Annotated in this window: 19 protein-coding genes and 1 pseudogene; 16 read left to right on the forward strand and 4 right to left on the reverse strand. The window is 73.2% G+C overall.

Annotation, left to right across the window (positions count from 1 at the left end; all coding sequences use genetic code 11):
- Positions 1-17 precede the first annotated feature (17 nt).
- The 3 genes from hisD (at position 18) to ROT00_RS05855 (ending at position 3,007) form a co-directional block, all read left to right on the forward strand.
- Positions 18-1,331 carry a histidinol dehydrogenase gene (gene hisD / locus ROT00_RS05845; protein ID WP_404773110.1) on the forward strand — a complete coding sequence of 438 codons (1,314 nt, stop codon included), beginning with the start codon at positions 18-20 and terminating at the stop codon, positions 1,329-1,331.
- A gap of 75 nt (positions 1,332-1,406) precedes the next feature.
- Positions 1,407-1,880: a transcriptional regulator NrdR gene (gene nrdR / locus ROT00_RS05850; protein WP_189086504.1), complete on the forward strand. Its 474-nt coding sequence runs from the start codon at positions 1,407-1,409 to the stop codon at positions 1,878-1,880.
- A gap of 68 nt (positions 1,881-1,948) precedes the next feature.
- The gene (locus ROT00_RS05855) at positions 1,949-3,007 is read left to right on the forward strand and encodes a quinone-dependent dihydroorotate dehydrogenase (protein ID WP_404773112.1); all 1,059 of its coding nucleotides are present in this window, start codon (positions 1,949-1,951) and stop codon (positions 3,005-3,007) included.
- Between the two features lie 30 nt (positions 3,008-3,037).
- On the opposite strand, the gene ROT00_RS05860 is transcribed toward ROT00_RS05855, so the two are convergent.
- Positions 3,038-4,123, reverse strand: coding sequence for an App1 family protein (locus ROT00_RS05860; protein ID WP_404773113.1), 1,086 nt, complete (start codon positions 4,121-4,123; stop codon positions 3,038-3,040).
- 113 nt (positions 4,124-4,236) lie between these two features.
- On the opposite strand from ROT00_RS05860, the gene ROT00_RS05865 reads away from it, so the two are divergent.
- The 5 genes from ROT00_RS05865 (at position 4,237) to ROT00_RS05885 (ending at position 8,169) form a co-directional block, all read left to right on the forward strand.
- Positions 4,237-4,899: a TetR/AcrR family transcriptional regulator gene (locus ROT00_RS05865; protein ID WP_404773114.1), complete on the forward strand. Its 663-nt coding sequence runs from the start codon at positions 4,237-4,239 to the stop codon at positions 4,897-4,899.
- Positions 4,900-4,998: 99 nt separating this feature from the next.
- Positions 4,999-5,811 carry an ABC transporter ATP-binding protein gene (locus ROT00_RS05870; protein ID WP_404773116.1) on the forward strand — a complete coding sequence of 271 codons (813 nt, stop codon included), beginning with the start codon at positions 4,999-5,001 and terminating at the stop codon, positions 5,809-5,811.
- On the forward strand, positions 5,808-6,503 hold the full coding sequence (locus tag ROT00_RS05875; RefSeq protein WP_404773118.1) for an ABC transporter permease: 696 nt from the start codon (positions 5,808-5,810) through the stop codon (positions 6,501-6,503). The genes ROT00_RS05870 and ROT00_RS05875 overlap by 4 nt, the downstream gene beginning before the upstream one ends.
- A complete protein-coding gene (locus ROT00_RS05880; protein WP_404773120.1) occupies positions 6,500-7,243 on the forward strand; it encodes an ABC transporter permease in 744 nt (247 codons plus the stop codon). The genes ROT00_RS05875 and ROT00_RS05880 overlap by 4 nt, the downstream gene beginning before the upstream one ends.
- A complete protein-coding gene (locus ROT00_RS05885) occupies positions 7,240-8,169 on the forward strand; it encodes an ABC transporter substrate-binding protein (protein WP_404773121.1) in 930 nt (309 codons plus the stop codon). The genes ROT00_RS05880 and ROT00_RS05885 overlap by 4 nt, the downstream gene beginning before the upstream one ends.
- A gap of 34 nt (positions 8,170-8,203) precedes the next feature.
- Here ROT00_RS05885 and ROT00_RS05890 read toward each other — a convergent pair whose 3' ends face one another.
- The 3 genes from ROT00_RS05890 to ROT00_RS05900 form a co-directional block, all read right to left on the reverse strand.
- Positions 8,204-8,950: a DedA family protein gene (locus tag ROT00_RS05890; RefSeq protein ID WP_404773122.1), complete on the reverse strand. Its 747-nt coding sequence runs from the start codon at positions 8,948-8,950 to the stop codon at positions 8,204-8,206.
- Positions 8,951-9,060: 110 nt separating this feature from the next.
- Positions 9,061-9,987, reverse strand: a complete 927-nt coding sequence (locus tag ROT00_RS05895) for a M56 family metallopeptidase (RefSeq protein ID WP_404773124.1) — start codon at positions 9,985-9,987, stop codon at positions 9,061-9,063.
- Between the two features lie 2 nt (positions 9,988-9,989).
- Positions 9,990-10,367 carry a BlaI/MecI/CopY family transcriptional regulator gene (locus ROT00_RS05900; protein WP_404773126.1) on the reverse strand — a complete coding sequence of 126 codons (378 nt, stop codon included), beginning with the start codon at positions 10,365-10,367 and terminating at the stop codon, positions 9,990-9,992.
- A 123-nt stretch (positions 10,368-10,490) separates the two neighbouring features.
- Here ROT00_RS05900 and ROT00_RS05905 point away from each other — a divergent pair, with 123 nt between their 5' ends.
- From ROT00_RS05905 to ROT00_RS05940, 8 genes and pseudogenes are all read left to right on the forward strand, one after another.
- A complete protein-coding gene (locus ROT00_RS05905; protein ID WP_404773127.1) occupies positions 10,491-11,903 on the forward strand; it encodes a cytochrome ubiquinol oxidase subunit I in 1,413 nt (470 codons plus the stop codon).
- A 12-nt stretch (positions 11,904-11,915) separates the two neighbouring features.
- Positions 11,916-12,920: a cytochrome d ubiquinol oxidase subunit II gene (cydB, locus tag ROT00_RS05910; protein ID WP_404773129.1), complete on the forward strand. Its 1,005-nt coding sequence runs from the start codon at positions 11,916-11,918 to the stop codon at positions 12,918-12,920.
- A 1-nt stretch (position 12,921) separates the two neighbouring features.
- The gene (gene cydD, locus ROT00_RS05915; RefSeq protein WP_404773130.1) at positions 12,922-14,568 is read left to right on the forward strand and encodes a thiol reductant ABC exporter subunit CydD; all 1,647 of its coding nucleotides are present in this window, start codon (positions 12,922-12,924) and stop codon (positions 14,566-14,568) included.
- The gene (cydC, locus tag ROT00_RS05920) at positions 14,555-16,273 is read left to right on the forward strand and encodes a thiol reductant ABC exporter subunit CydC (protein WP_404773131.1); all 1,719 of its coding nucleotides are present in this window, start codon (positions 14,555-14,557) and stop codon (positions 16,271-16,273) included. Before cydD ends, cydC begins: the two co-directional genes overlap by 14 nt.
- 4 nt (positions 16,274-16,277) lie before the next feature.
- Positions 16,278-17,693 carry an anthranilate synthase component I family protein gene (locus ROT00_RS05925; protein WP_404773132.1) on the forward strand — a complete coding sequence of 472 codons (1,416 nt, stop codon included), beginning with the start codon at positions 16,278-16,280 and terminating at the stop codon, positions 17,691-17,693.
- A gap of 75 nt (positions 17,694-17,768) precedes the next feature.
- The gene (gene leuS / locus ROT00_RS05930; protein WP_404773134.1) at positions 17,769-20,345 is read left to right on the forward strand and encodes a leucine--tRNA ligase; all 2,577 of its coding nucleotides are present in this window, start codon (positions 17,769-17,771) and stop codon (positions 20,343-20,345) included.
- Positions 20,346-20,435: 90 nt separating this feature from the next.
- Positions 20,436-21,188 carry a ComEA family DNA-binding protein gene (locus ROT00_RS05935; RefSeq protein ID WP_404773135.1) on the forward strand — a complete coding sequence of 251 codons (753 nt, stop codon included), beginning with the start codon at positions 20,436-20,438 and terminating at the stop codon, positions 21,186-21,188.
- Between the two features lie 710 nt (positions 21,189-21,898).
- Positions 21,899-23,308: pseudogene (locus ROT00_RS05940) on the forward strand (ComEC/Rec2 family competence protein); the annotation flags it as partial.
- Between the last annotated feature and the right edge of the window lie 32 nt (positions 23,309-23,340).

A 23,340-nucleotide genomic window follows, 5' to 3' on the forward strand; every position in this document is an offset into this window, starting at 1 on the left:
GCTAGGCTGGAGCCCTGATGCTGCGAACGATCGATCTCCGCGGAACCCGTCCGACCCAGCGCGAGCTGCTCGCGCTCGTTCCCCGCGCCGGCACCGACGTGTCGGCGGCGCTCGACACGGCTCGGGCGCTCGTGGAGGAGGTCCGCGAGCACGGTGCGACGGCGCTCCTCGAGCAGGCGGAGCGGCTCGACCGGGTGCGCCCGCCGGCCATCCGCGTGCCCGAGGCCGAGCTCCGCGAGGCGCTCGACGCGCTCGATCCCGAGGTCCGTCGCGCGGTGGAGTCGACGATCGAGCGGGTGCGGGCCGCGAGCGCCGCCCAGGTGCCGGCGCCCACTCGCACGGTGCTCGGCGACGGCGCGGTGGTCGAGCAGCGCTGGCAGCCGGTCGCCCGGGTCGGCCTGTACGTGCCCGGCGGCAAGGCCGTCTACCCCTCGAGCGTCGTGATGAACGTCGTTCCCGCGCAGGCCGCCGGTGTCGCGTCGATCGCGCTCGCCTCCCCGCCCCAGGCCGCCCACGGCGGGCGGATCCACCCGACGGTCGCCGCCGTCGCGGCGCTCCTCGGCGTCACCGAGGTCTACGCGATGGGCGGCGCCGGCGCGATCGGCGCCTTCGCGTACGGGGTCGACGAACTCGGCCTCGACCCGGTGCAGCGGGTCACCGGTCCCGGCAACGTCTACGTCGCCGCCGCGAAGCGGGTCGTCGCCGCCGTGACCGGCATCGACGCGGAAGCGGGGCCCACCGACATCCTCGTGATCGCCGACGACGCGGCCGACGCCGACTTCGTCGCCGCCGACCTCATCAGCCAGGCCGAGCACGACGAACTCGCCGCCTCGGTGCTCGTCACCGATTCCGAGGAGTTCGCCGGGCGGGTGCTCGAGCGGCTCGGGGTCCGGGCCGAGGCCACGAAGCACCGCGAGCGCGTGCGGGCCGCGCTCGGCGGCGCCCAGTCCGCCGTCGTGCTCGTCGACGACCTCGCGCAGGCCGCCGTCTTCGCGAACGCCTTCGGGCCCGAGCACCTCGAGATCCAGGTGCGCGACGCCGACGCCGTGCTCGCCGGGATCGAGAACGCCGGGGCGATCTTCCTCGGCCCGTACTCGCCGGTGAGCCTCGGCGACTACGCGGCCGGCTCGAACCACGTGCTGCCGACCGGGGGACAGGCGCGCCACTCCTCGGGGCTCTCTGCGGCGACGTTCCTCCGCCCCCAGCAGCTCGTGCGCTACGACGAGGCGGCCCTGCGCGAGGTCGCCCCGGTGATCGCGGCGCTCTCCGCCGAGGAGGACCTCCCCGCCCACGGCGAGGCCGTCACGGCGCGCTTCCCCGGCGAGGGCTGAGCGGCCGCCGGCGCCTGCCGGGCGACGCGCCCGTGCCGCATCCGGTCCTGAAGCGGAGGGTAGGCTGGGCACACCATGTACTGCCCGTTCTGCCGCCACCCAGATTCGCGCGTCATCGACTCCCGTACGAGCGACGACGGCCTGTCCATCCGACGCCGTCGGCAGTGCCCCGAGTGCGGGCGACGCTTCTCCACCACGGAGACGGCGAGCCTCGTCGTCATCAAGCGCTCCGGCGTCGTCGAGCCGTTCAGCCGCGAGAAGGTCGTCCTCGGCGTGCGGAAGGCCTGCCAGGGCCGACCGGTGACCGACTCGGACCTCGCCGTGCTCGCGCAGAAGGTCGAGGAGACGATCCGGTCCACGGGCGCCTCGCAGATCGAGGCGAACGACATCGGCCTCGCCATCCTGCCGCCGCTCCGCGAGCTCGACGAGGTCGCGTACCTGCGCTTCGCGAGCGTCTACCAGGCGTTCGAGTCGCTCGACGACTTCGACGCCGCGATCGCGCAGCTCCGCGAGGAGCACGGGCGCCTGCCCGCCCGCCCGGTGGAGTGAGGCGCGCGGCGGGCGTGCGCCGCCGACGGCACGTGCCGGCGCGCCGCCTCCGGTAGCCTGGCTCCGGCATGTATCGACTCCTCTTCTCGCTCTTCCTGTCGAAGCTCGACCCCGAAGACGCGCACCACCTCGCCTTCCGCGTGATCCGCGCGCTCCCGACGCTCGGCGTCGGACGGCTCGTCGAACGCTTCACGGGCCCCGACCCCTCGCTCGCGGTGGAGGCGCTCGGGCTGCGCTTCCCCTCGCCGTTCGGCGTCGCGGCCGGGTTCGACAAGGACGGCTACGCGGTGCGCGGCCTCGGCAACCTCGGCTTCGGCCACGTGGAGGTCGGCACCATCACGGCGATCGCCCAGCCCGGCAACGAGCGGCCCCGACTGTTCCGGTTGGTCGCCGACCGTGCGCTGATCAACCGGATGGGCTTCAACAACGGCGGGGCGGATGCCGCGGCCGGTCGCCTCTCCCGCCTCTCCCGGCGCACGCACCGCCCGGTGCTCGGGGTCAACATCGGCAAGAGCCGCGTCACGGCGGTCGAGGACGCGGTCGCCGACTACGAGCGGAGCGCGAGCGTGCTCGCCCCCTTCGCCGACTACCTCGTCGTGAACGTCAGCTCGCCGAACACCCCGGGGCTCCGCGGTCTCCAGGAGCTCGACGCGCTCGCGCCGCTCCTCGAGGCCGTGCGCGCGGCTGCGGGCTCGACCCCGCTCCTCGTGAAGATCGCGCCCGACCTCGCCGACGAGGAGGTGCGCCGCATCTGCGCGCTCGTGCTGCGACTCGGCCTCGACGGCATCATCGCGACGAACACGACGATCTCCCGGCAGGGCCTGAAGACGCCCGCCGACGAGGTCGAGGCCAAGGGTGCCGGCGGACTGTCCGGCGCGCCGCTCGCCGCTCGCTCGCTCGAGGTGCTGCGGATCATCCGCGCCGAGGTGCCGGCCGAGCTCTGCGTGGTGTCCGTGGGCGGGGTCGAGACCGCCGCCGACGTGCAGGATCGCCTCGACGCGGGGGCGACCCTCGTGCAGGGCTACTCGGCGTTCATCTATCGCGGTCCGTTCTGGGCCCGGCAGGTCAACCGCGGGCTGCTGCGATTCCGGCGCTCGCGCGCGCAGTCCGGCGCGCGGCGCGGCTGAGGCGCGGCGCCGCGGCCGCACTGCGCTCGCTCAGTCGGCGGAGGCGCCCCGGCCGGTGAGCACCCCGGCCTCGGCCAGACGATCGGCGAGCGAGGAGCCGTCGCTCGCGGAGACCCAGGGGATCGCGTCGTCGTGCTCCCCGGTCTTCGTGCGCCCGCCGGCGAGCACCGCCTCGCCGGTCGACAGCCGGCGGATGGCGACGGCGGCCACCCGGTCGGGGTGCTCCTCGGCGAAGCTCGCGTAGAGCTCCTCGTCGTGCTGCCCGTCGTCGCCGATGAGCAGCCAGCGGATGCCGGGGAACTCCTCGGCGAGACGGCGGAGGTTCTGCTCCTTGTGCGCGCGGCCGCTGCGGAACCAGCGATCGTGCGTCGGCCCCCAATCGGTGAGGAGCAGGGGGCCGGCGGGGAAGAGGTTCCGCGAGAGGAAGCGGGTGAGGGTGGGCGCGACGTTCCAGGCACCGGTGGAGAGGTAGATCACCGGGGCGCCCGGATGCGAGCGCGCGAGCCGTTCGAAGAGCACCGCCATGCCCGGGGTCGGGATGCGGGCGTGCTCGGCGAGAACGAAGGTGTTCCACGCCGCGACGAGCGGGCGGGGGAGCGCCGTCACCATGACCGTGTCGTCGACGTCGGAGATGATGCCGAAGTCGGTCTCGGGCGAGACGACGAGGATCGGTGCCTCGACCTCGGCGGCGCCCTCCGTGGACAGCACGGCGCGGTGCCAGCCGGGCGCGAGTTCGACCGGGATCTTCGTGTCGACGACGCCGCCGCGATCGGCCAGGACCTCGATGCGGACCTCGCCGATGCGGATGACGACCGGCACGTCGCCGACCGGGACGCTCGTGAAGCTCCGCCAGCCGCGGATGCTCTCCTGGCCGGGGCGCCGCCGCCGGCGGCCGCTCGGCTCGTCGCCCGTGCGGGGCTTCGACAGCAGCACCCGGCAGAACACCCGCACCCAGTCGGTCGAGCCGTAGCCCGTGTAGGGGACCACCGTCGGCACGTGCCCGCGGCGCCTGGCGAACCGCTCGCGCACCTCGTGCACCCAGTCCTCGAAGCGTGCGGCGCCGTGCCGGGCCGTCCGCTCTCGGGGTCCGGGCGGGGTGGGGGGACTCGCCGGCATCCCCTCAGTCTGTCATGCATGCCCAGCCGGGTCGAACCGCCCCCGCGCCCGCGGTTCGGTCGGTCGGGCGCGCTCGGCCAGGTAAAGTAGCCAGGCAAGTCCAAGGAGGTTTCGTGTCGAACGTCGACCTGATCCTCGGTACCGACCACGCTCGGAAGCGTGCCGTCCGTACCGAACCGACCCAGCGTCGCAGCTCGCAGCGCCTCGATGCGCTGCTCGACGCCGCTGCGGAGATCGTCGACGAGGTCGGCTTCGAACGGCTCACCACGCAGATGGTGGCGGAGCGAGCGGGCGCGTCCATCGGCACGGTGTACCGCTACTTCCCCGACCGGGTCGCGGTGCTGCACGCCCTCCGCGAGCGCTCCGTGCGCCGCTACCGCGAGCGGGTCGCCGACCTGTTCGACGGCGCGGAGCTCGAGGGCTGGTGGCATGCGGTGGAGCTCGCGGTCGACGCGTGCATCGACCTGTACCGCGACGAGCCGGGCTTCGGCGTCGTGCACGGATCGGAGCGCGAGCTCAGCGACGACGGCCTCGAGCCCGAGTTCGCCGACCGGCTGGCGAGCGTCATCGAGGCCGAATTCGGCGAGGTGGCCGACGGCGAGGAGCTCCGCTTCCGCCTCGGCATCGCGATCGAGCTCGTCGACTCCCTCGTGAACCGGGCGTTCACGCGGGACCCGGAGGGCGACGAGCGCTATCTGCGCGAGGCGAAGCGCGTCGTGCGCGACTACCTGGAGGACGTGCTCGAGGTGCACCGCAGGGTGGAATCCGCCGCATAGCGGACGCACGCCGCGCCGCCAAGGGCGTTGCCCGCTCGGCGGAATGATGTTTGGCTTGTCGTCGCGCGTTCGGATGTGCCGAGCGGGGGAGAGCGATACATGATCGAGTTCCGCGGCGTCACCAAGCAGTACCCCGACGGCACCCTCGCGGTCGGCGGCGTGGACCTCATCGTCCCGCCGCGGACGACCACGGTGCTCGTCGGCACCTCGGGGTCCGGCAAGACGACCCTGCTCCGGATGATCAACCGGATGGTGGATCCGAGCTCCGGGGCCGTGCTCATCGACGGGACGGATGTCGCGACCGTCGACCCCGTGCGACTGCGCCGCTCCATCGGCTACGTCATGCAGAACTCGGGGCTGCTGCCGCATCGCACGGTGCTCGACAACGTCATGACGGTCCCGCTCCTCAGCGGGACGCGCCGCGCCGCCGCCCGTGCCCGGGCGATGGAGCTGCTCGAGACCGTGGGGCTCGACGCCTCGCTCGCGCCGAAGTACCCGGCGCAGCTCTCGGGCGGGCAGCAGCAGCGCGTCGGCGTCGCGCGCGGGCTCGCCGCGGACCCGAACATCCTGCTGATGGACGAGCCGTTCGGCGCGGTGGACCCGCTCGTGCGGCAGGAGCTGCAGCAGGAGCTCCGCCGGCTGCAGCGCGAGCTCGGCAAGACGGTCGTATTCGTGACCCACGACATCGACGAGGCGTTCCTCCTCGGCGATCAGGTCGTGCTGCTCCGCACCGGTGGCGAGGTCGTGCAGTCCGGCACCCCGGCGGAGTTCCTCGCGAATCCGGCCGACGACTTCGTCAGCGGCTTCGTCGGCGCCGACCGGGGGCGCCGCCGGCTCCGCGTGGAGGACGTCGACGGCCGCCGCGTGGTGGTCGACGAGGACGGGCGCCCGGCGGGAGTCCTCGAGCCGTGAACTGGCTCCTCCAGAACCTGGGGCAGGTGGGCGAGCTCGTGCTCGTGCATCTCGGATTGTCGGTGCCCGCGATCATACTGAGCTTCGTGATCGCGATCCCGATCGGCTACCTCGCGCACCGCCAGCGGTGGGCGCGGGGCGTGCTGCTGACGCTCTGCGGCATCCTGTACGCGATCCCCTCGCTGGCGCTGTTCATCGCGCTGCCGGCGATCACCGGCTTCGGCATCCGCTCGCCGCTCAACCTCGTCGTCGCGCTGACGCTCTACGGCATCGCCGTCATGGTGCGCACCGCCGCCGACGCGTTCGACGCCGTCTCGCCCGACACCCGGCTCGCCGCGACGGCCGTCGGCTACTCGGCGACCGGGCGGTTCTGGGCGGTCGAGCTGCCGCTCGCGGGCCCGGTGCTCCTCGCGGGGCTCCGCGTCGTCATCGTGAGCACGGTGAGCCTCGTCACCGTCGGCGCGGTCATCGGCGTGCCGAGCCTCGGCAGCCTCTTCACCGACGGCTTCCAGCGGGGCATCGTCGCCGAGATCGTCACGGGCATCGTCGCGACGATGGTGCTCGCGCTCATCCTCGACGCGCTGAGCGTGCTCGGCGGGCGGCTCCTGCTGCCCTGGTCGCGGCGGAGCGCGCCATCGCGCCGTGGCGCCGCCCCGTCGCCGACGCCCGTCGAGGCGCGGGAGGCGGCATGAACCTCTTCGCCGACGCGATCGGGTGGATCCTCGACCCGGCCAACTGGGGCGGCCCCGCCGGGATCGCCGCCCGGCTCGGCCAGCACCTCGCCGTCTCCGCCGTCGTGCTCGCGATCGCCGCGGTCATCGCGCTCCCGGTCGGCGGCCTCATCGGCCACACGGGCCGGGGCAAACAGCTCGCGGTGATGGTCTCCGGCGGGCTGCGCGCCCTGCCGACGCTCGGCGTGCTCACGCTCTTCGGGCTCTGGCTCGGCATCGGGCTCCGCGCGCCCGTGCTCGCGCTCGTCATCCTCGCGATCCCGCCGCTCCTCGCGGGCGCGTACGCCGGCTTCGAGTCCGTCGACCGCCGCACGATCGACGCGGCGCGCGCGATGGGCATGCGCGAGACGCAGATCGTCGGCAAGGTCGAATTGCCGATCGGCATGCCGATCGTCGTCGGCGGCATCCGCTCCGCCGCGCTGCAGGTGATCGCCACCGCGATGCTCGCCGCCTACCTCGCCGACGTCGGACTCGGCCGCTTCATCTTCGAGGGGCTGAAGACGCGCGACTACGCTCAGATGCTCGGCGCCTCCCTCCTCGTCATCCTGCTCGCCCTCCTCGTCGACGGCGCGTTCGCCATCCTGCAGCGCCTCGTCACACCGACCGGGGTGCGTCTCGCCCGCTCCGCCCGCACGGGCACCGAGCCGGCGCGGAAGCGCACCCCTGCCCGTCGCACCATCACCGAAGGGAATCCAGTATGAACACGGCACGCAAGACCCTCCGCATCGCCCTGGCGGCCGTCGCCGTCGGAGCGATGACGGCCCTCGCAGGCTGCGCCTCCGGAGGCGACCCGCTCGACGAGTCGTCCTCGCCGGGCGGCTCCGGGGGCGACACCATCGTCATCGGTTCGCAGGACTACTACTCGAACGAGATCATCGCCGAGCTCTACGCTCAGGCGCTGGAGGAGAACGGCTTCACCGTCGACCGCCAGTTCCGCATCGGGCAGCGCGAGGTCTACATGCCGGAGATCGAGGACGGCGCGATCGACGTCTTCCCCGAGTACACCGGCAACCTGCTGCAGTTCTTCGAGAAGGACACGACGGCCACGACGAGCGACGACGTGTACGCCGCGCTCCAGGACGCGCTGCCGTCGGGGCTGCGCGTGCTCGACCAGTCGCCGGCGACCGACCAGGACTCGTACAACGTGACGAAGGCCTTCTCGGACGCGAACAAGGTGAAGAGCCTCGCCGACCTGAAGAACGTCACGACGAAGATCACGCTCGGCGGCAACTCCGAGCTGGCGACGCGGCCGTACGGTCCCGAGGGGCTGAAGTCGGTCTACGGCGTCGACGTCGCGTTCACGCCGATCGAGGACAACGGCGGCCCGCTGACGCTGAAGGCGCTCGTCGACGACCAGGTGCAGATGGTGAACATCTTCAGCGCCGACCCGAACATCGCCGCGAACGACCTCGTGACGCTGGAGGACCCGGAGGGGCTCTTCCTCGCCTCGAACGTCGTGCCCGTGGTCAGCGAGAAGGTCACCGACGAGATGGCGAAGGTCATCAACACGGTGAGCGCCGCGCTGACGCCGGAAGACCTGGTCGCGCTCAACTCGCTGAGCGTCAACGAGCAGCAGTCGGCCGACCAGATCGCGAAGGACTGGCTGGCCGAGAAGTCGCTGTTCTGACGCGCGGCATCGGGAAGGGTCGGAGCGGCCGGGGTCAGGCCCGGGGCTCCGGCCCTTCCGCCGTTCGAGCGGCGGCCTCGGGCGAGCCCGGCTCGACGTGCGCCGTCCCGCCGGGCGTTCCCGCGACCGCGTCGCCTGACTCGTCGAGCTCCAGGTGACGGGCCTCCGAGCGGAGGATGAGCTTCTTCGCGAGCCACACGACGAGGAGGAACACGGCGATGACGGCGACGAAGAGGTAGCCCGCCCAGTGCAGCTCCCGGCTGAGCTCGCGGTAACTGCCCGCGGCGAGCCAGCCGACGCTCGTGTATGCGGCGGCCCAGATCGTGCACGCGGGCGCCGTCCACGCGAGGAAGCGGCGGTAGCTCATGGTGCTCATGCCCACGGTGAGCGGCACGAGCGAGTGCAGCACCGGCAGGAAGCGGGAGATGAAGACCGCGGGCCCGCCGCGGCGATCGAGGTAGCGCTGGGCGCGTTCCCAGTTCGCCTCGCCGATGCGTCGGCCGAGGCGGGAGGTCTGGATGTGGGGCCCGAACCAGCGGCCGAGCACGAATCCGATGCTCTCGCCGATGAGCGCCCCGATGATCACGGTGACGAGCATCGCCACGTACTGCGTGCCGTCCTCGATGGCCGTCGAGGCGACGATCACGATGGTGTCGCCCGGCACGATCAGGCCGATGAGCACGGAGGTCTCGAGCATGATGCCGATCCCGGCCAGGGCGGTGCGGAGCACCGGGTCCACGCTCTGGACGGTGTCGAGGATCCAATCGAGCAGCTCGTTCATCGTCCACGAGCCTAGGGCGCCCGGCTGGGGAGAACATCCGACCGGGGAGGGATTCCGTCCTGCGCAGCCCCCTACCGTGGGGTGACGCGGCCGCGGCTCGAACGGCCGGGTCAGCGGAGGATGGCGAACATCGAGACCACCGGCGTCGCGACGAGGATGATCGCGGTGGCGACGATGCCGGCCCGCTCGACGAGGGGGAGCGGCTCGATCGGCCCGTCGAGGCGGCGCAGCCGCGCTTCGAGCAGGTCGGGATCGGGCCGGACGCCGCCGGCGTCGGCGTAGGCGAAGGGCTCGACGTCGGCGCCGAGGCGTTCGGCCGCGCGCCGGAGCGGCTCGGCACCGGTCGTGCGCCGGGCGCCGTCGTCGGCGAGCATCTCGGTGAGCGTCGAGACGGCGCGTTCGGCGCGGTTCGCGATCGGGAACCAGGGCAGGGCGCTGTGCCAGGCGCGGAACGAGAGCAGCACCAGGTGGTGCAGCTGCTCGAGATGCGTCCGCTCGTGGGCGACGACCGCGGCGAGCTCGTCGTCCTCGAGGGCGCCGATGAGCCCGTCGGTGAGCACCGTCGCCGTGCGGAGCCCGGGCACGCAGTAGGCGAGGGGGACCGGGTGCGCGAGGACGCGCGTGCCCGGCAGGCCCGGCAGCGGCTCGCTCAGGAGGTCGATGAGCTGGTGCTGACGGCGGCGCTCGCGCTCGGCGGAGACCGTGGTGAGCGCGAGGTTCAGGGCGAGGTGCACGGCGAGCCCCGCGGCGAGGGTGAGCGCCGCGATCTCGAACACGCCGTAGTGCGAGGGGATGGGTCCGTCGACGAGATGGGGGAGCAGGTCGTCGAGCCCGCCGAGCAGCGAGCCGGACGCGGAGGCGCCGAAGGCGAGCAGGCTGCCGATCATCGAGAACCCGCCGGCGAGGGCGATCGCCTGCCAGAGCACGAGGGCGAGCGCGGGCGCCCGGGCGGGCCAGGCGGCGCTCGCGAGGGCGAGCGGGGCGGGCCACGCGAGCGTGATCGCGAGGGCGGCGAGCACGGCCGCGACGACGAGCATGGTCAGCGCCGGGCGCTGAGCTCGTCGAGGAGGCGGCGGAGGGTCTGCGCCTCGCCGGCGGACACGGTGCCGACGAAGCGGGCGAGGGCGCCGGCCCGGTCGTGCGAGGAGTCGAGCACCTCGTGCATGAGCTCGGCGGTGTGCTCGGCCCGGCTCAGCAGGGCGCGGTAGCGGTGCGGGCGCTGGTCGCGCGAGCGGGCGACGAAGCCCTTGCGCTCGAGGCGGGACAGCACCGTCAGGACGGTGGTGGTCGCGGGGGCGCGGCCGCTGTCGGATCCTGCGAGGACCAGGCGGTCGCGCAGCTCGTTGGCGGTGAGGGCGGCATCGCTCGTCCAGAGCTCTTCCATCACCGCTCGCTCGAGTTCGCCAAGGCTTGCCATTGCTTCATCGTACTGCGTGACTTGCGCTTCTTCTACATCGAGTAGAAGAATGGGCATCGCACGCTTCTACGAAGTGTAGAAGTCATCCGCTCGGGCCCGGAACGGCCGCGAAGGGGGCACCCTGTGAATGATCTGCTCGATCCGCTCTTGCTCGCCAGGTGGCAGTTCGGACTGACGACCGTCTACCACTTCCTGTTCGTCCCGCTCACCATCGGACTCGCCACCACGACGGCGATCTTCCAGACGGCGTGGGTGCGCACCGCGAAGGTCGAGTACCTCCGCATCACCCGATTCTTCGGCTCGATCTTCCTCATCAACTTCGCGATGGGCGTCGTCACCGGCATCGTGCAGGAGTTTCAGTTCGGCATGAACTGGTCGGAGTACTCGCGCTTCGTCGGCGACATCTTCGGCGCCCCGCTCGCGCTCGAGGGCCTCCTGGCGTTCTTCCTCGAGGCGACCTTCATCGGGCTCTGGATCTTCGGCTGGAACCGGCTGCCGCAGAAACTGCATCTCGCGACGATCTGGGTCACCGCGGTCGGCTCGATCGTCTCCGCGTACTTCATCATCGCGGCGAACGCGTGGATGCAGAACCCCGTCGGGTTCGAGCTCAACGCCGAACGCGGCCGTGCGGAGCTCGTCGACATCTGGGCCGTGCTGACGAATCCGGTGGCGCTCGCGGCGTTCCCGCACACCATCGCGGCGGCGTTCATGGTCTCCTCCGGCCTCATCATCACCGCGGCCGCCTGGCACCTGTCCCGCAACCAGCACCTCGACACGATGCGTCCCGCGCTGAAGTTCGGTCTCTGGGCGATGATCGTCTCCGGCGCCCTGACCACGTTCTTCGGCGACCAGCTGAGCCTCGCGATGGTCGCCACCCAGCCCATGAAGATGGCCGCGGCGGAGGCGACCTACGACACCGTCTGCGGCGCCGACGCCTCCTTCTCGATCTTCACCCTCGGCACCCCGGACGGCACCAACGAGCTGTTCTCCATCCGGGTCCCGTACCTGCTCTCGCTCCTGTCCACGCACAGCCTCGACGGCTGCGTCGAGGGCATCAACGACCTCCAGGCCCAGTACACCGAGCTCTGGGGCCCCGGCGACTACACCCCGATCATCTGGGTCACCTACTGGGCGTTCCGCTGGATGATCGGCCTCGGCATGGCGCACGTCCTCGTCGCCGTCGTCGGCCTCTGGCTCACCCGCAAGGGGCGGATGCCGAAGCAGAAGTGGGTGTGGAAGGTCGCCATCTGGAGCTTCCCGCTCTCGCTCGGCGCCATGATCGTCGGCTGGGTCTTCACCGAGATGGGCCGGCAGCCCTGGATCGTGTTCAGCCAGATGTTCACCGAGTCCGCGGTGTCGCCCAACGTCACCGGCCTCGACGTGCTGATCTCGCTCACCGCATTCACGTTGATCTACGGCATCCTCGCCGTCGTGGAGGTGCGCCTCATCATCCGCGCCGTCAAGAAGGGGCCGCCCGAGATCGGCGCCCCCGACCCCGAGACCGGACGCGTCGAGCAGCCCTCGACGGTCTACTAGAAGGAGTTCGCCATGGATCTCGCCGTGCTCTGGTTCTGGATCGTCGCCTTCTTCTTCGTCGGCTACTTCGTGCTCGACGGCTTCGACTTCGGCGTCGGCATGACCATGCCCTTCCTCGCGAAGGACGACACCGACCGCCGGGTCATGATCAACACGATCGGGCCCGTCTGGGATCTCAACGAGACCTGGGTGATCGTCGCGGGCGCCGCGCTGTTCGCCGCGTTCCCCGAGTGGTACGCGACGCTCTTCTCCGGGTTCTACCTGGCGCTGCTGCTGATCCTGCTCGCCCTCATCGCCCGCGGCGTGTCGTTCGAGTACCGGCATCAACGGCCGGAGTCGCAGTGGAAGGCCTGGTTCGACCGGATGATCATCGTCGGCTCGGCCGTGCCGGCGCTGCTCTGGGGCGTCGCCTTCGCGAACATCGTGCAGGGCGTGCCGCTCGACGCGGACCACAACTACATCGGCACGCTGTTCGACCTGCTGAACCCCTACGCCCTCCTCGGCGGTGCGACGACGCTGCTCCTCTTCTTCACCCACGGCGCCGTGTTCATCGCGCTGAAGACGGAGGGGGAGCTGCGCGCCCGGGCGAAGCGCCTCGCGACGCGGGCCGGGCTGATCACGATCGTGGTGGCCGCCTCCTTCCTCCTCTGGACCGGCGTCGCGCAGGGCTCCGCCTGGTTCTGGGCCCTCGCGGGCGTCGCGGCGGTCGCCCTCATCGGCGGCGTGCTCGCGAACATGCGGGGCAAGGAGGGGCTCGCCTTCGGGCTCATGGCGCTCACGATCGCGGCGGCCGTCGTCGGGCTCTTCGCGGCGTTGTTCCCGGAGGTCATGCCCGCGTCGAACGATCCCGCGAACAGCCTGACCATCGTCAACGCGTCGAGCACACCGTATACGCTCACGTTCATGAGCTGGACGGCGCTGATCTTCCTGCCGCTCGTGATCGCGTACCAGGCGTGGACGTACTGGATCTTCCGCAAGCGCGTGACGAGGCAGACCATCGAGGCGGCCGCGCACTGACGTGAAACCGCTCGATCCGCGCCTCATCCGGCGCTCCGGCGCCGCCCGCGGCTTCCTCGCCGCGGGCGGTGCGGTGGCCCTCGTCCAGGCGCTCGCCGTCATCGGCTTCGCGTACGGCCTCGCCCGCCTCGTCACCGATCTCGTGGCGGGCGTCCCGTTCGCGGAGCTCGGCTGGGTGATGCTCCTGCTGCTGGGCTCGGTGCTCGTCCGCTCGCTCGCGGCCTGGGTGTGGGAGTGGTCCGGCGCGGCGGGCGCGGTGCGCGTGAAGTCGGAGCTCCGCCGGGCGGTGCTCGAGGCCGTCGACCGCGGCGCCGGGGAGCCGGCCGGCACCGGGCGGCTCGCGACCCTCCTCGGTCCCGGCCTCGACGCGCTCGACGACTACTTCGGGCGCTACCTCCCGCAGCTCGTCCTCACCGTCGTCGCGATGCCGATCCTCCTCGTCGCCGTCTGGCTCGCCGACCCGCTCTCGGGGCTGATCCTCGTCATCGTGCTGCCGCTGCTGCCGATCTTCATGGCGCTCATCGGGCTGGCCACGAAGCAGGTGCAGCAGCGCCAGTGGGAGGGCCTGCAGCAGCTCTCGACCGCCTTCCTCGAGATCGTCGGCGGCCTGTCCACGCTCGTGGTCTTCAACCGCGCGGAACGGCAGCTCGGCCGCATCCGCCGCGCGACCGACGCGTACCGCGGCAAGACGATGCGGGTACTGCGCGTGACCTTCCTCTCCGGCTTCGTGCTCGAGTTCGGGGCGAGCCTCTCGATCGCCCTCGTCGCCGTCTCGATCGGGCTCCGACTCGTGTCCGGGGAGATGGGCCTGCTCGCCGGGCTGTTCGTCCTCGTGCTCGCCCCCGAGGTGTTCCTGCCGCTGCGGAACGTCGGCGCGGCCTTCCACGCCTCGACCGAGGGGCTTGAGGCCTCCGGCGAGGCGCTCGACCGGATCGAGGCGGGGGAACGGGCGGATGCCGCGACGGCGCCGACCGCGACGTCGGGCGCGCCCGGACCGGTGCGCGGCGACGAGGCGGCGGTGCTCCGCCTCGACGGCTTCGCGGCGCTCCGCGACGGCAGACCCGTCGCCGCGCCCGTCGACCTCGAGATCGCGCCCGGCGAGGTGGTCGCGCTCGTCGGCCCGAGCGGATCCGGCAAGTCGAGCCTCATCGCCGCCCTCCTCGGTTTCGCCGAGGCGGAGGGCCGTGCCCTGGTCGACGGCGTGCCCGCCGGTGCGGCCGCACGTTCGCGGCTCGCCTGGGCCGCGCAGCAGCCGATGCTCCGCGCCGGCACCGTCGCCTCGAACGTCCGGCTCGGCAGCGAGAGCGCACCGGAGGCCCTCCTCGCGGAGGCGCTCGCCGAGCTCGCCGTCGGACTCGACGGCGGGCATCCGATCGGCGCCGATGGCGCCGGTCTCTCCGGCGGCCAGCAGCAGCGCGTCGCGGTCGCCCGGGCCTGGCATCGCGCCCGCGCCGAGGGACTGCGCCTCCTCGTCCTCGACGAGCCGAGCTCCGCGCTCGACGCCGACCACGAGGCCAGGCTCGCCGACGCCGTCCGGCGGCTCGCCGCACGCGGCACGGGCGTCCTCGTGGCGAGCCATCGGCCGGCGCTCGTCGCCGCAGCCGATCGCGTCGTCGAACTCCGGGAGGCCGTCCGTGTCGCGAACTGAGCCCGCCACCCGCCGCGTGCTGCGCGAGGCGATGCCGCCGTTCCGGCGGCTCCTGCCCTCCGTGCTCGCCGGGATCGCCTCCGGCGCGTCCGCGGTGGCGCTGCTGGCGGCGAGCGCCTGGCTGATCACCCGGGCCGCCGAGCAGCCGCCGATCCTGTTCCTCTCCCTCGGCATCGTCGGGGTGCGGGCGTTCGCCCTGTCCCGGGCGGTGTTCCGCTACCTCGAGCGCCTCGCCGGGCACGACGCGGCGTTCCGCCAACTGGCCGCGGTCCGCGCCGGCGTCTACGAGCGGATGCTGCCCGTGGCGCCGGACGGGGTGCCGGCCACCCGCGGCGGCGAACTCCTCGCCCGCTTCGTGGGCGACGTCGACGAACTGCAGAACCTCGCCCTGCGGGTGGTCCAGCCGGTCGTGAGCGCGCTCGTGGTCCTCCTCGCGGCGGTCGCCGGGATCGCGTTCCTCGCGCCGGGGGCCGCGGCCGGGTTGTCGCTCGTGCTCGTCGCCGGAATCGGCCTCGCGCTCCTCGCGCAGCACCGGGCTGGCGCGCGCGCCGATCGGGAGCTGGCGCCGCTGCGCGGCCGGCTGCAGCAGGCCGTCGTCGAGCACCTCCGGACGCGGGAGCTGCTCGTCGCCTACGGCGCCGCCGAGGCCGATCTCGACCGGATCGACGGCGTCGCCGCGGAGCTCGGCCGGGTGTCGCGGGCCCGGGCCGTCGCGTCGGGCGCCGTCGCCGCATCCGTCGCGGCGATGGGCGGGGTCGGTGCGGCCGTCGCGCTCGGACTCGCGGCCCCGCTCCTGTCCGGCGGATCGATCGACGGGCCGACGCTCGCGGTGCTCGCGCTCGTGCCGCTCGCCATCGCGGAGGTCGCGGCGGCCGTTCCGCCCGCGGCCGCGGCCTGGCGGGTGGCCCGCTCGGCCGCGCAGCGGGTCGCCGACGCCGTGCCCGCGGAGGTTCCCCCGGAGCTCCCGGTGCCGAGCACGTCGCCCCGCGCGCTGCCCGACGGCGGGGCGCCGCGGCTCGAGCTTCGCGGCGTCAGCGCGGATTGGCCGGGTGCGGCCGGATCCGGGCGGCCTGCCGCGCTCCGACCCGTCGATCTCGACGTGGCGCCGGGGGAGCGGGTGCTCGTGCGCGGCCCGAGCGGGAGCGGGAAGACCACCCTCGCCCATGTGCTCGTGCGCTTCCTCGAGTACGGCGGCTCGTACCGGCTGGACGGCGTCGAGGCTCGCGAACTCGACGCCCATCGGTTGCGCGACCGGATCGGGCTCGTCGAGCAGCGACCGTGGCTCTTCGACGAGTCGATCCGGCAGAACCTGATCTTCGCCCGCGACACGGCGAGCGATGCCGAGCTCGAGGCGGTCGTCGAACGCGTCGGGCTCGGCGAGTGGATGCGCGAGCGGGGCGGCCTCGATGCGCCGGTCGGCGAGCGCGGTGCGCTCGTGTCCGGTGGGCAGGCGCACCGGATCGCGCTGGCGCGGGCGATGCTCGCGGACTTCGACGTGCTCGTGCTGGACGAGCCGACCGCGAGCGTGGACCGGGCTCGGGCCGAGGCGCTCCTCGCCGAACTGCTGGGCGCGGCATCCGGCCGCTCGGTCGTGCTCATCTCCCACACGCCGGTCGCGCCGGGGCTCGTGGACCGCGAGCTCGTGCTCGGCTGTGCCGTCGGCGGCGGCACTGCGCTCGGCCGCGCCTCGCGCGCCCTAGGCTGAGGGGATGCCCCGACGCCTCCGTCGCCGACCGCTGCCCGGGTGGCGCGACCCGGAGCTCGTGCACCTCGAGCTCGCCGGCGACGCCCCCGTGTCCGCGTGGCTCGATTCCGGAGCCGATGCCACGTCCGGGGCGAGCGTCGTGGCCGTTCCCCGAGACGGCGCCGCGGTGCTCGTCGTCGACGACGAGGCGCCGCCCTCGGCGGTCTTCGAGCGGCTCCGCGCCGGTCTCGGCGACCCGGGGGAGCTGAGCGGGCTGCGCGCGGGCGACCCCGGAACGACGCCGCTCGGTTGGATCGGCTGGCTCGGCTACGAGTTCGGCGCTCGGGCGCTGGCGCTTCCCGCCGCGCCGAGCAGCGCGCCCGCCGCGGCCTTCTTCTTCGCCGATCGCGCGATCGTGTTCGAGCACGGTGCGGGCGAGATGCGCCTGGAGTGGCTGGAGGACGAGGCGGATCCCGCGCTCGTCGCGCTGCAGGCATCCTGGGCGGAGCGCACTGCCGCGGCGATCGCGGAACTGCCGGAGACCGCCGCGCCCGAGCCCCCGTCGGCCGTCCCCGCGGGTGCGGCGATGGCCGGTCCGGGCGCGCCCCGCTGGCGGCACGCGCCGGAGGCGTACCGGCGCCGCATCCTCGCCTGTCAGGAGGCGATCGCCCGCGGCGACGCGTACCAGCTCTGCCTCACCAACCGCATCGACGTCGACGGCGGCTTCGACCCGGTGACGCTGTACCGGCGGCTGCGCCGTTCGAGCCGGAGCCACCACGGCGGCCTGCTCCGCTTCGGCGACACCGCGCTCGTCAGCGCCTCCCCGGAGCAGTTCCTGCTCGTGGAGCCGGGCGGCGTCGTGTCGACGAAGCCGATGAAGGGCACGCGGCCGAGGCATCCCGACCCGGTCCGCGACGCAGCCCTCCGCGCCGAGCTCCTCGCGAGCGAGAAGGAGCGCGCCGAGAACCTCATGATCGTCGATCTGATGCGCAACGACCTCTCGCGCGTGGCCGAGCTCGGCAGCGTCCGGGTGAGCGGCCTGCACACGGTGGAGGAGTACCCGCAGGTGCACCAGCTCGTCTCCACCGTGTCCGCCCGGCTCCGGCCCGGCCTCGACGCCGTCGACGCGGTGGCCGCGTCCTTCCCCGCCGGCTCGATGACGGGGGCGCCGAAGGAGAGTGCCATGCGCATCCTGCACGAGCTCGAAGCCGGCGAGCGGGGCGTCTACTCGGGGGCGTTCGGCACGCTGTCGGTCGACGGCGGGGCGGACCTCGCGATGGTGATCCGCTCGATCGTCGTCACCTCGACCGGCGCCTCCATCGGCACAGGCGGCGGCATCACGGCGCTCTCGGTGCCCGAGGAGGAGGTCGAGGAGACCCGGGTCAAGGCCCGGGCGCTGCTCGAGGCGCTCGGCGCCGCCCCTGACGCCGCGATCGAATAGGCTGGAAGCTCGCATCGAGCGCGCTTCCGTCGCGCCCACGATCCCACCCCGCAGATACGCACGATTGAGAGTCACGTGGTCAACGAGCAGGAATCCGTGCCGCGCCCCGACGCCGACGCCTACGACTTCGCCGCCATCCAGGAGAAGTGGCTTCCGGTGTGGGAGGAGCGCGAGCTCTTCCGCGCGGGCCGCGAGGGCGACACCCGCCCCCGCAAGTACGTGCTCGACATGTTCCCGTACCCCTCGGGCGACCTGCACATGGGCCACGCGGAGGCGTTCGGCTTCGGCGACATCGCCGCCCGCTACTGGCGCCACCAGGGCTTCGACGTGCTGCACCCCATCGGCTGGGACTCCTTCGGCCTGCCCGCCGAGAACGCGGCCATCAAGCGCGGCGCCGACCCGCGCGAGTGGACCTACGCGAACATCGCGCAGCAGAAGCGCTCCTTCCGCCAGTACGCGCCGAGCTTCGACTGGTCGCGCGAGCTGCACACGAGCGACCCCGAGTACTACAAGTGGAACCAGTGGCTGTTCCTGAAGCTCTACGAGCAGGGCATCGCCTATCGCAAGGCCGGCCAGGTCAACTGGTGCCCGAACGATCAGACCGTGCTCGCGAACGAGCAGGTCGTCGACGGCCACTGCGAGCGCTGCGGCGCCGTCGTGACGAAGAAGGCGCTGACCCAGTGGTACTTCCGGGTCACCGACTACGCCGACCGGCTGCTCGACGACCTCAACCAGCTCGAGGGCACCTGGCCGTCGAAGGTCGTCTCGATGCAGCGCAACTGGATCGGCCGCTCCTCGGGCGCCGACGTCGACTTCGAGATCGAGGGCCGCGACGAGCGCGTCGCCGTGTTCACCACCCGCCCCGACACGCTGTACGGCGCGACCTTCATGGTCGTCGCCGTCGACTCCCCGCTCGCCGCCGAGCTCGCGGGCGGCGCCTCGGCCGAGGTGCAGCGCAACTTCGAGGGCTACCTCGACTCCGTGCGCGCCGAGAGCGACATCGACCGGCTCGCGACCGACCGGCCGAAGACCGGCGTCTTCCTCGAACGCTATGCGATCAACCCGCTGAACGGCGAGCGACTGCCGATCTGGGCGAGCGACTACGTGCTCGCCGACTACGGCCACGGCGCGATCATGGCGGTGCCCGCGCACGACCAGCGCGACCTCGACTTCGCCCGCGCCTTCGAGCTGCCGGTGCGCGTCGTCGTCGACACGAACGCGCCCGTCACCGGCGTCATCCCCGTCATCCCGACCGACGCCGACGGCAACGCGATCGAGCCCGACGACCTGCCGCCGCTCGACCCCGCCGCCACGGGCGTGGCGCTCACCGGCGAGGGCCGGCTGATCAACTCCGGTCCGCTCGACGGGCTGTCGAAGTCGAACGCGATCCGTCGCGCGATCGAGATCCTCGACGAGCGCGGCACCGGTCGCGCCGCGAAGAACTTCCGCCTCCGCGACTGGCTGATCTCCCGCCAGCGCTTCTGGGGCACGCCGATCCCGATCATCCACTGCGCCGAGTGCGGCGAGGTGCCGGTCCCCGAGTCGGAACTGCCCGTGCGGCTGCCCGACGCGGCCGGGCTCGACCTGAAGCCGAAGGGCACGAGCCCGCTCGGCGCCGCCGAGGCGTGGGTCAACGTCGCCTGCCCGAAGTGCGGCGGTGCGGCGAAGCGCGACTCCGACACGATGGACACCTTCGTCGACAGCTCCTGGTACTACCTGCGGTACCTGAACGCGAACGACGACACGCGGGCGTTCGACCCGGCCGAGGCCGAGAAGTGGGCGCCGGTCGACCAGTACGTCGGCGGTGTCGAGCACGCGATCCTGCACCTGCTCTACTCGCGCTTCATCACGAAGGTGCTGTTCGACCTCGGCTACCTCACCTTCACCGAGCCGTTCACCTCGCTGCTGAACCAGGGCATGGTGCTCATGGACGGCTCGAAGATGTCGAAGTCGAAGGGGAACCTCGTCGAGTTCGCCTCGGAGCTCGCCGCGCACGGCACCGATGCGCTCCGCGTGACGCTCGCGTTCGCCGGGCCGCCGGAGGACGACATCGACTGGGCCGACGTCTCGCCCGTCGGATCGGCGAAGTTCCTGGCCCGCGCCTGGCGCGTCGCGCACGACGTGACGAGCGCGCCGGAGGTCGACTGGTCGACGGGAGACCGCGCGCTGCGGCGCGCGACGCACCGTCTCCTCGCGGATGCCCCGGGCCTCGCCGAGTCGTACAAGTTCAACGTCATCGTCGCGCGCCTGATGGAGCTCGTGAACCTCACCCGCAAGGCCATCGACCAGGGCCCCGGCCCGGCCGACGCCGCCGTGCGCGAGGCCGCCGAGGTCACCGCGATGATCCTCGACCTGTTCGCGCCGTTCACGGCGGAGGACATGTGGCAGCGGCTCGGCTACGAGCCGTCGGTCGCGCTCGTGCCGTGGCGCAAGGCCGACCGGGCGCTGCTCGTCGAGGAGCAGGTCACCGCGATCGTCCAGGTCGACGGCAAGGTGCGCGACCGCCTCGAGGTCTCGCCGAAGGTCTCGGCGGAGGAGCTCGAGCGGCTCGCGCGCGAGTCCGCCGCGGTCGCCCGGGCGATCGGCGAGCGCGAGATCGTGAACGTCATCGTGCGCGCGCCGAAGCTCGTGAACATCGCGACGCGCGGGTAGCCGTCCTCCACACCCCGGGCGGATGCCGCTCCGCCCACTGATGGGGACGTCGCCGACGGTCGTGCTGCGACGGGGTCCTAGCGTCGTCGCATGCCCGAACTCCCGAGCGGCGTGCGATCGAGCTCCGCAGCGCCCGACGATCCGCTCGACCTGCTCGCACCGGGTGCGCACCGAACCCAGCTGCGCACCCGGATCGCGGTCGGCGCGGCCGTCGTCGTGTTCATCGCGGCGATCGCGGCCGCGGCGCTGCTGTCGTTCTTCGGATCGGGTGGAGGGGATGCCGGTGCGGTCCGCGGCGGCGGGGCTCCCGCGGAACCGGGCACCGCAGACGCGGCCGGGGCGGAGTCGGCCGCGGTGGGGGAGCAGCTGACGGGCACCGCCTCGTCTCCCGTGCTCCTAGTGCACGTGCTCGGGGCCGTCGACGAACCCGGGCTCGTCGAGCTCGCGCCGGGCGCCCGCGTCATCGACGCGATCGCCGCGGCGGGCGGGCTCGCTCCCGACGCCGACCCGGGCGGGGTGAACCTCGCCAGACCGGTCGCCGACGGCGAGCAGCTCGTCGTCCCCCGGCCCGGCGAGGCGCCCCCGCCGGGGGCGCCCGGGAGCCCCGGGGCGGCGGGCCCCGTCGCAGCGCCGGACGGTGCGGCGCAGCCCGGGGTCGTCCGGCTGAACACCGCCGGGCTCGCGGAGCTCGACACGCTGCCGCGCATCGGGCCCGCGCTCGCGCAGCGCATCCTCGATTGGCGCGCCGCGAACGGCGGGTTCACGAGCGTCGAGCAGCTCCTCGAGGTCGCCGGGATCGGCGACGCGGTCTTCGCCGGGCTCGTCGACCGGGTGGCGCTGTGAGCGGCGGTGCTGTGAGCGGCGGTGCTCCCGGTCCGCTCGGCGGCCGCCCGACGGTCCGGGATCTTCGGCTCGCGGTACCTGCGCTCGTCATCTGGACGGTCGCCTGGGGTGCGGTGCGCGCTCCGGAGCTCAGCATCGATCCGCGCGTCGTGCCGGCGCTCTGCTGGCTCGGCGCCGTGGGCGCGCTCATCGCGGTGCTCCGCCGACGTCGTGCGGTCGCGACGGTGCTCCTCGTCTCCTGCGCGGGCGCTGCAGTGGTTGCGACGAGCGCCGGAATCGCGCTGACCGACCGTGAGCGCGGCCCGCTCGCAGAGGCGCCGCGGGCGGCGAGCGTGCACGTCCTCGTCGAACTCGTCAGTGCGCCTCGCGCGGCCGGGTTCGGCGGCGGAGCCGAGCCGAGCGACGACGCGCGAACAGCGGGCCGGCTCCGGGCGGACGCTCGCGTCCTCGAGGTCGATGGGATCGCGGTGCGCCCGGTGCGCGTCGTGGCGGAGTTCGAGGCGGAGCCTGCGCGGATCGGCTTCGGCTCGCGGGTCGGGTTCTCGGCGCGGGTGAGTCCGCAGCCGGCGCCGGAGCGCGCCGCGTGGCGACTGAGGGGCGGTGCGGTCGACACGGTCGCCGCGCCGCCGTGGTGGGCTGGGTGGGCGCTTCCGCTCCGATCCGGGTTCGTGGTGGCGGCGGCGGCGCTCGGCGGCGACGGCGGAGCGCTGGTGCCCGGCCTCGCCATCGGCGACGAAGGTGCGGTCGGCGCGGAGCTCGACGCGGCGATGAAGGCGAGCTCGCTCAGCCACCTCACCGCGGTCTCGGGCGCGAACTGCGCGATCGTGACCGCGGCGGCGTTCGGGATCGCGGCACGCTGCCGGGCGCCGCGGTGGGCACGGGTCGTCGTCGCGATCGCAGCGCTGCTCGGCTTCGTGGTGCTCGTCACGCCGCAGGCGAGCGTCGTCCGTGCGGCGGCGATGGCGCTCGTGCTGCTCGTCGCGCTCGCGCGCGGGCGACGCGGCGGCGGTCTTCCCGCACTGGCGACGGCGGTGATCGTGCTGCTCGTGGTCGACCCCTGGTACGCGGGCGACTTCGGCTTCGCCCTCTCGGTCGCCGCGACCGCGGGGCTCCTGCTCCTCGCGCCGCCCCTCGCGGATCGCCTGGCGCGGGTGATGCCCGCTCCCGTCGCCCTCGTGCTCGCGGTCCCGCTCGCGGCGCAGCTCGCCTGTCAGCCGATCCTCGTCCTGCTCGAACCGGCCATCCCGCTCGGGGGTGTCGCCGCGAACGTGCTCGCGGCACCGGCCGCTCCCCTCGGGACCGTGCTCGGGCTCCTCGCCTGCTTGGTGCTGCCGGTGCTGCCCTCGGTCGGCTTCGCACTCGCGCAGCTCGCCTGGGTGCCCGCGAGCTGGATCGCGGCGCTCGCGCACGCGACCTCCGCCCTCCCCGTGGCGCAGCTGCCCTGGCCGCCGGGGGCGCCCGGGGCGGTTCTCCTCGCGGCCACCACGATGCTCGCCCTCCGGCTCGCGCTCGGTCGTCGCCAGCGTCTTCCGCTGGCGCTCGGCTCGCTCGCCCTCGTGCTGCTCGTGGCCGCGGGCACGGTGGGCGGAGCGATCGGCGCGCGAGTGCTGCCCGGGCTCCTCCGGCCGGCGGACTGGTTCCTGGCCGCGTGCGATGTCGGACAGGGCGACGCCGTGCTCCTGAGGTCGGCGGATCGGACGATGCTCATCGACACCGGGCCCGACCCCTCTGCGCTCGAGCGATGCCTCGACGTGGCGGGCGTCGAACGCATCGACCTGCTCGTCCTCACGCACTGGGACGCCGACCACGTCGGGGGAGTCCCGGCGATCGCGGGGCGGGTCGCTGCGGTGCTGCACGGCCCGCTCGACGGCGGCCGCTCGGACCGGGCGCTCGGCCCGCTCGTCGCGGGCGGTGCGTCCAGCGTGCAGGTCGAGGCCGGCCGGCACGGGGAGCTCGGCGAGGCGAGCTGGGAGGTCCTCTGGCCGGAGCCCCGCACGCGCCCGGGCAACGATGCCAGCGTCGTGCTCGCGATCGACGGACCGGACGCGAGCGGCCTCTTCCTCGGCGATCTCGGCGAGACCGCGCAGATCGGCGTCGCCCAGCGGCTCGACGCCGCGCGCCCCGGAAGCGGGTTCGACGTGGTGAAGGTCGC

Source organism: Agromyces mediolanus, from assembly GCF_044917495.1.
GTDB lineage: Bacteria > Actinomycetota > Actinomycetes > Actinomycetales > Microbacteriaceae > Agromyces > Agromyces mediolanus_B.

Bases quoted from the DNA above. Each gene is read 5' to 3' on its own strand.
- ROT00_RS05900 (WP_404773126.1), bottom strand. From the start codon at position 10,367: ATGGCAAGCCTTGGCGAACTCGAGCGAGCGGTGATGGAAGAGCTCTGG.
- ROT00_RS05885 (WP_404773121.1), top strand. From the start codon at position 7,240: ATGAACACGGCACGCAAGACCCTCCGCATCGCCCTGGCGGCCGTCGCC.
- nrdR (WP_189086504.1), top strand. From the start codon at position 1,407: ATGTACTGCCCGTTCTGCCGCCACCCAGATTCGCGCGTCATCGACTCC.
- ROT00_RS05880 (WP_404773120.1), top strand. From the start codon at position 6,500: ATGAACCTCTTCGCCGACGCGATCGGGTGGATCCTCGACCCGGCCAAC.
- ROT00_RS05895 (WP_404773124.1), bottom strand. From the start codon at position 9,987: ATGCTCGTCGTCGCGGCCGTGCTCGCCGCCCTCGCGATCACGCTCGCG.
- ROT00_RS05890 (WP_404773122.1), bottom strand. From the start codon at position 8,950: ATGAACGAGCTGCTCGATTGGATCCTCGACACCGTCCAGAGCGTGGAC.
- cydB (WP_404773129.1), top strand. From the start codon at position 11,916: ATGGATCTCGCCGTGCTCTGGTTCTGGATCGTCGCCTTCTTCTTCGTC.
- ROT00_RS05860 (WP_404773113.1), bottom strand. From the start codon at position 4,123: ATGCCGGCGAGTCCCCCCACCCCGCCCGGACCCCGAGAGCGGACGGCC.
- hisD (WP_404773110.1), top strand. From the start codon at position 18: ATGCTGCGAACGATCGATCTCCGCGGAACCCGTCCGACCCAGCGCGAG.
- ROT00_RS05855 (WP_404773112.1), top strand. From the start codon at position 1,949: ATGTATCGACTCCTCTTCTCGCTCTTCCTGTCGAAGCTCGACCCCGAA.
- ROT00_RS05925 (WP_404773132.1), top strand. From the start codon at position 16,278: ATGCCCCGACGCCTCCGTCGCCGACCGCTGCCCGGGTGGCGCGACCCG.
- ROT00_RS05870 (WP_404773116.1), top strand. From the start codon at position 4,999: ATGATCGAGTTCCGCGGCGTCACCAAGCAGTACCCCGACGGCACCCTC.
- ROT00_RS05935 (WP_404773135.1), top strand. From the start codon at position 20,436: ATGCCCGAACTCCCGAGCGGCGTGCGATCGAGCTCCGCAGCGCCCGAC.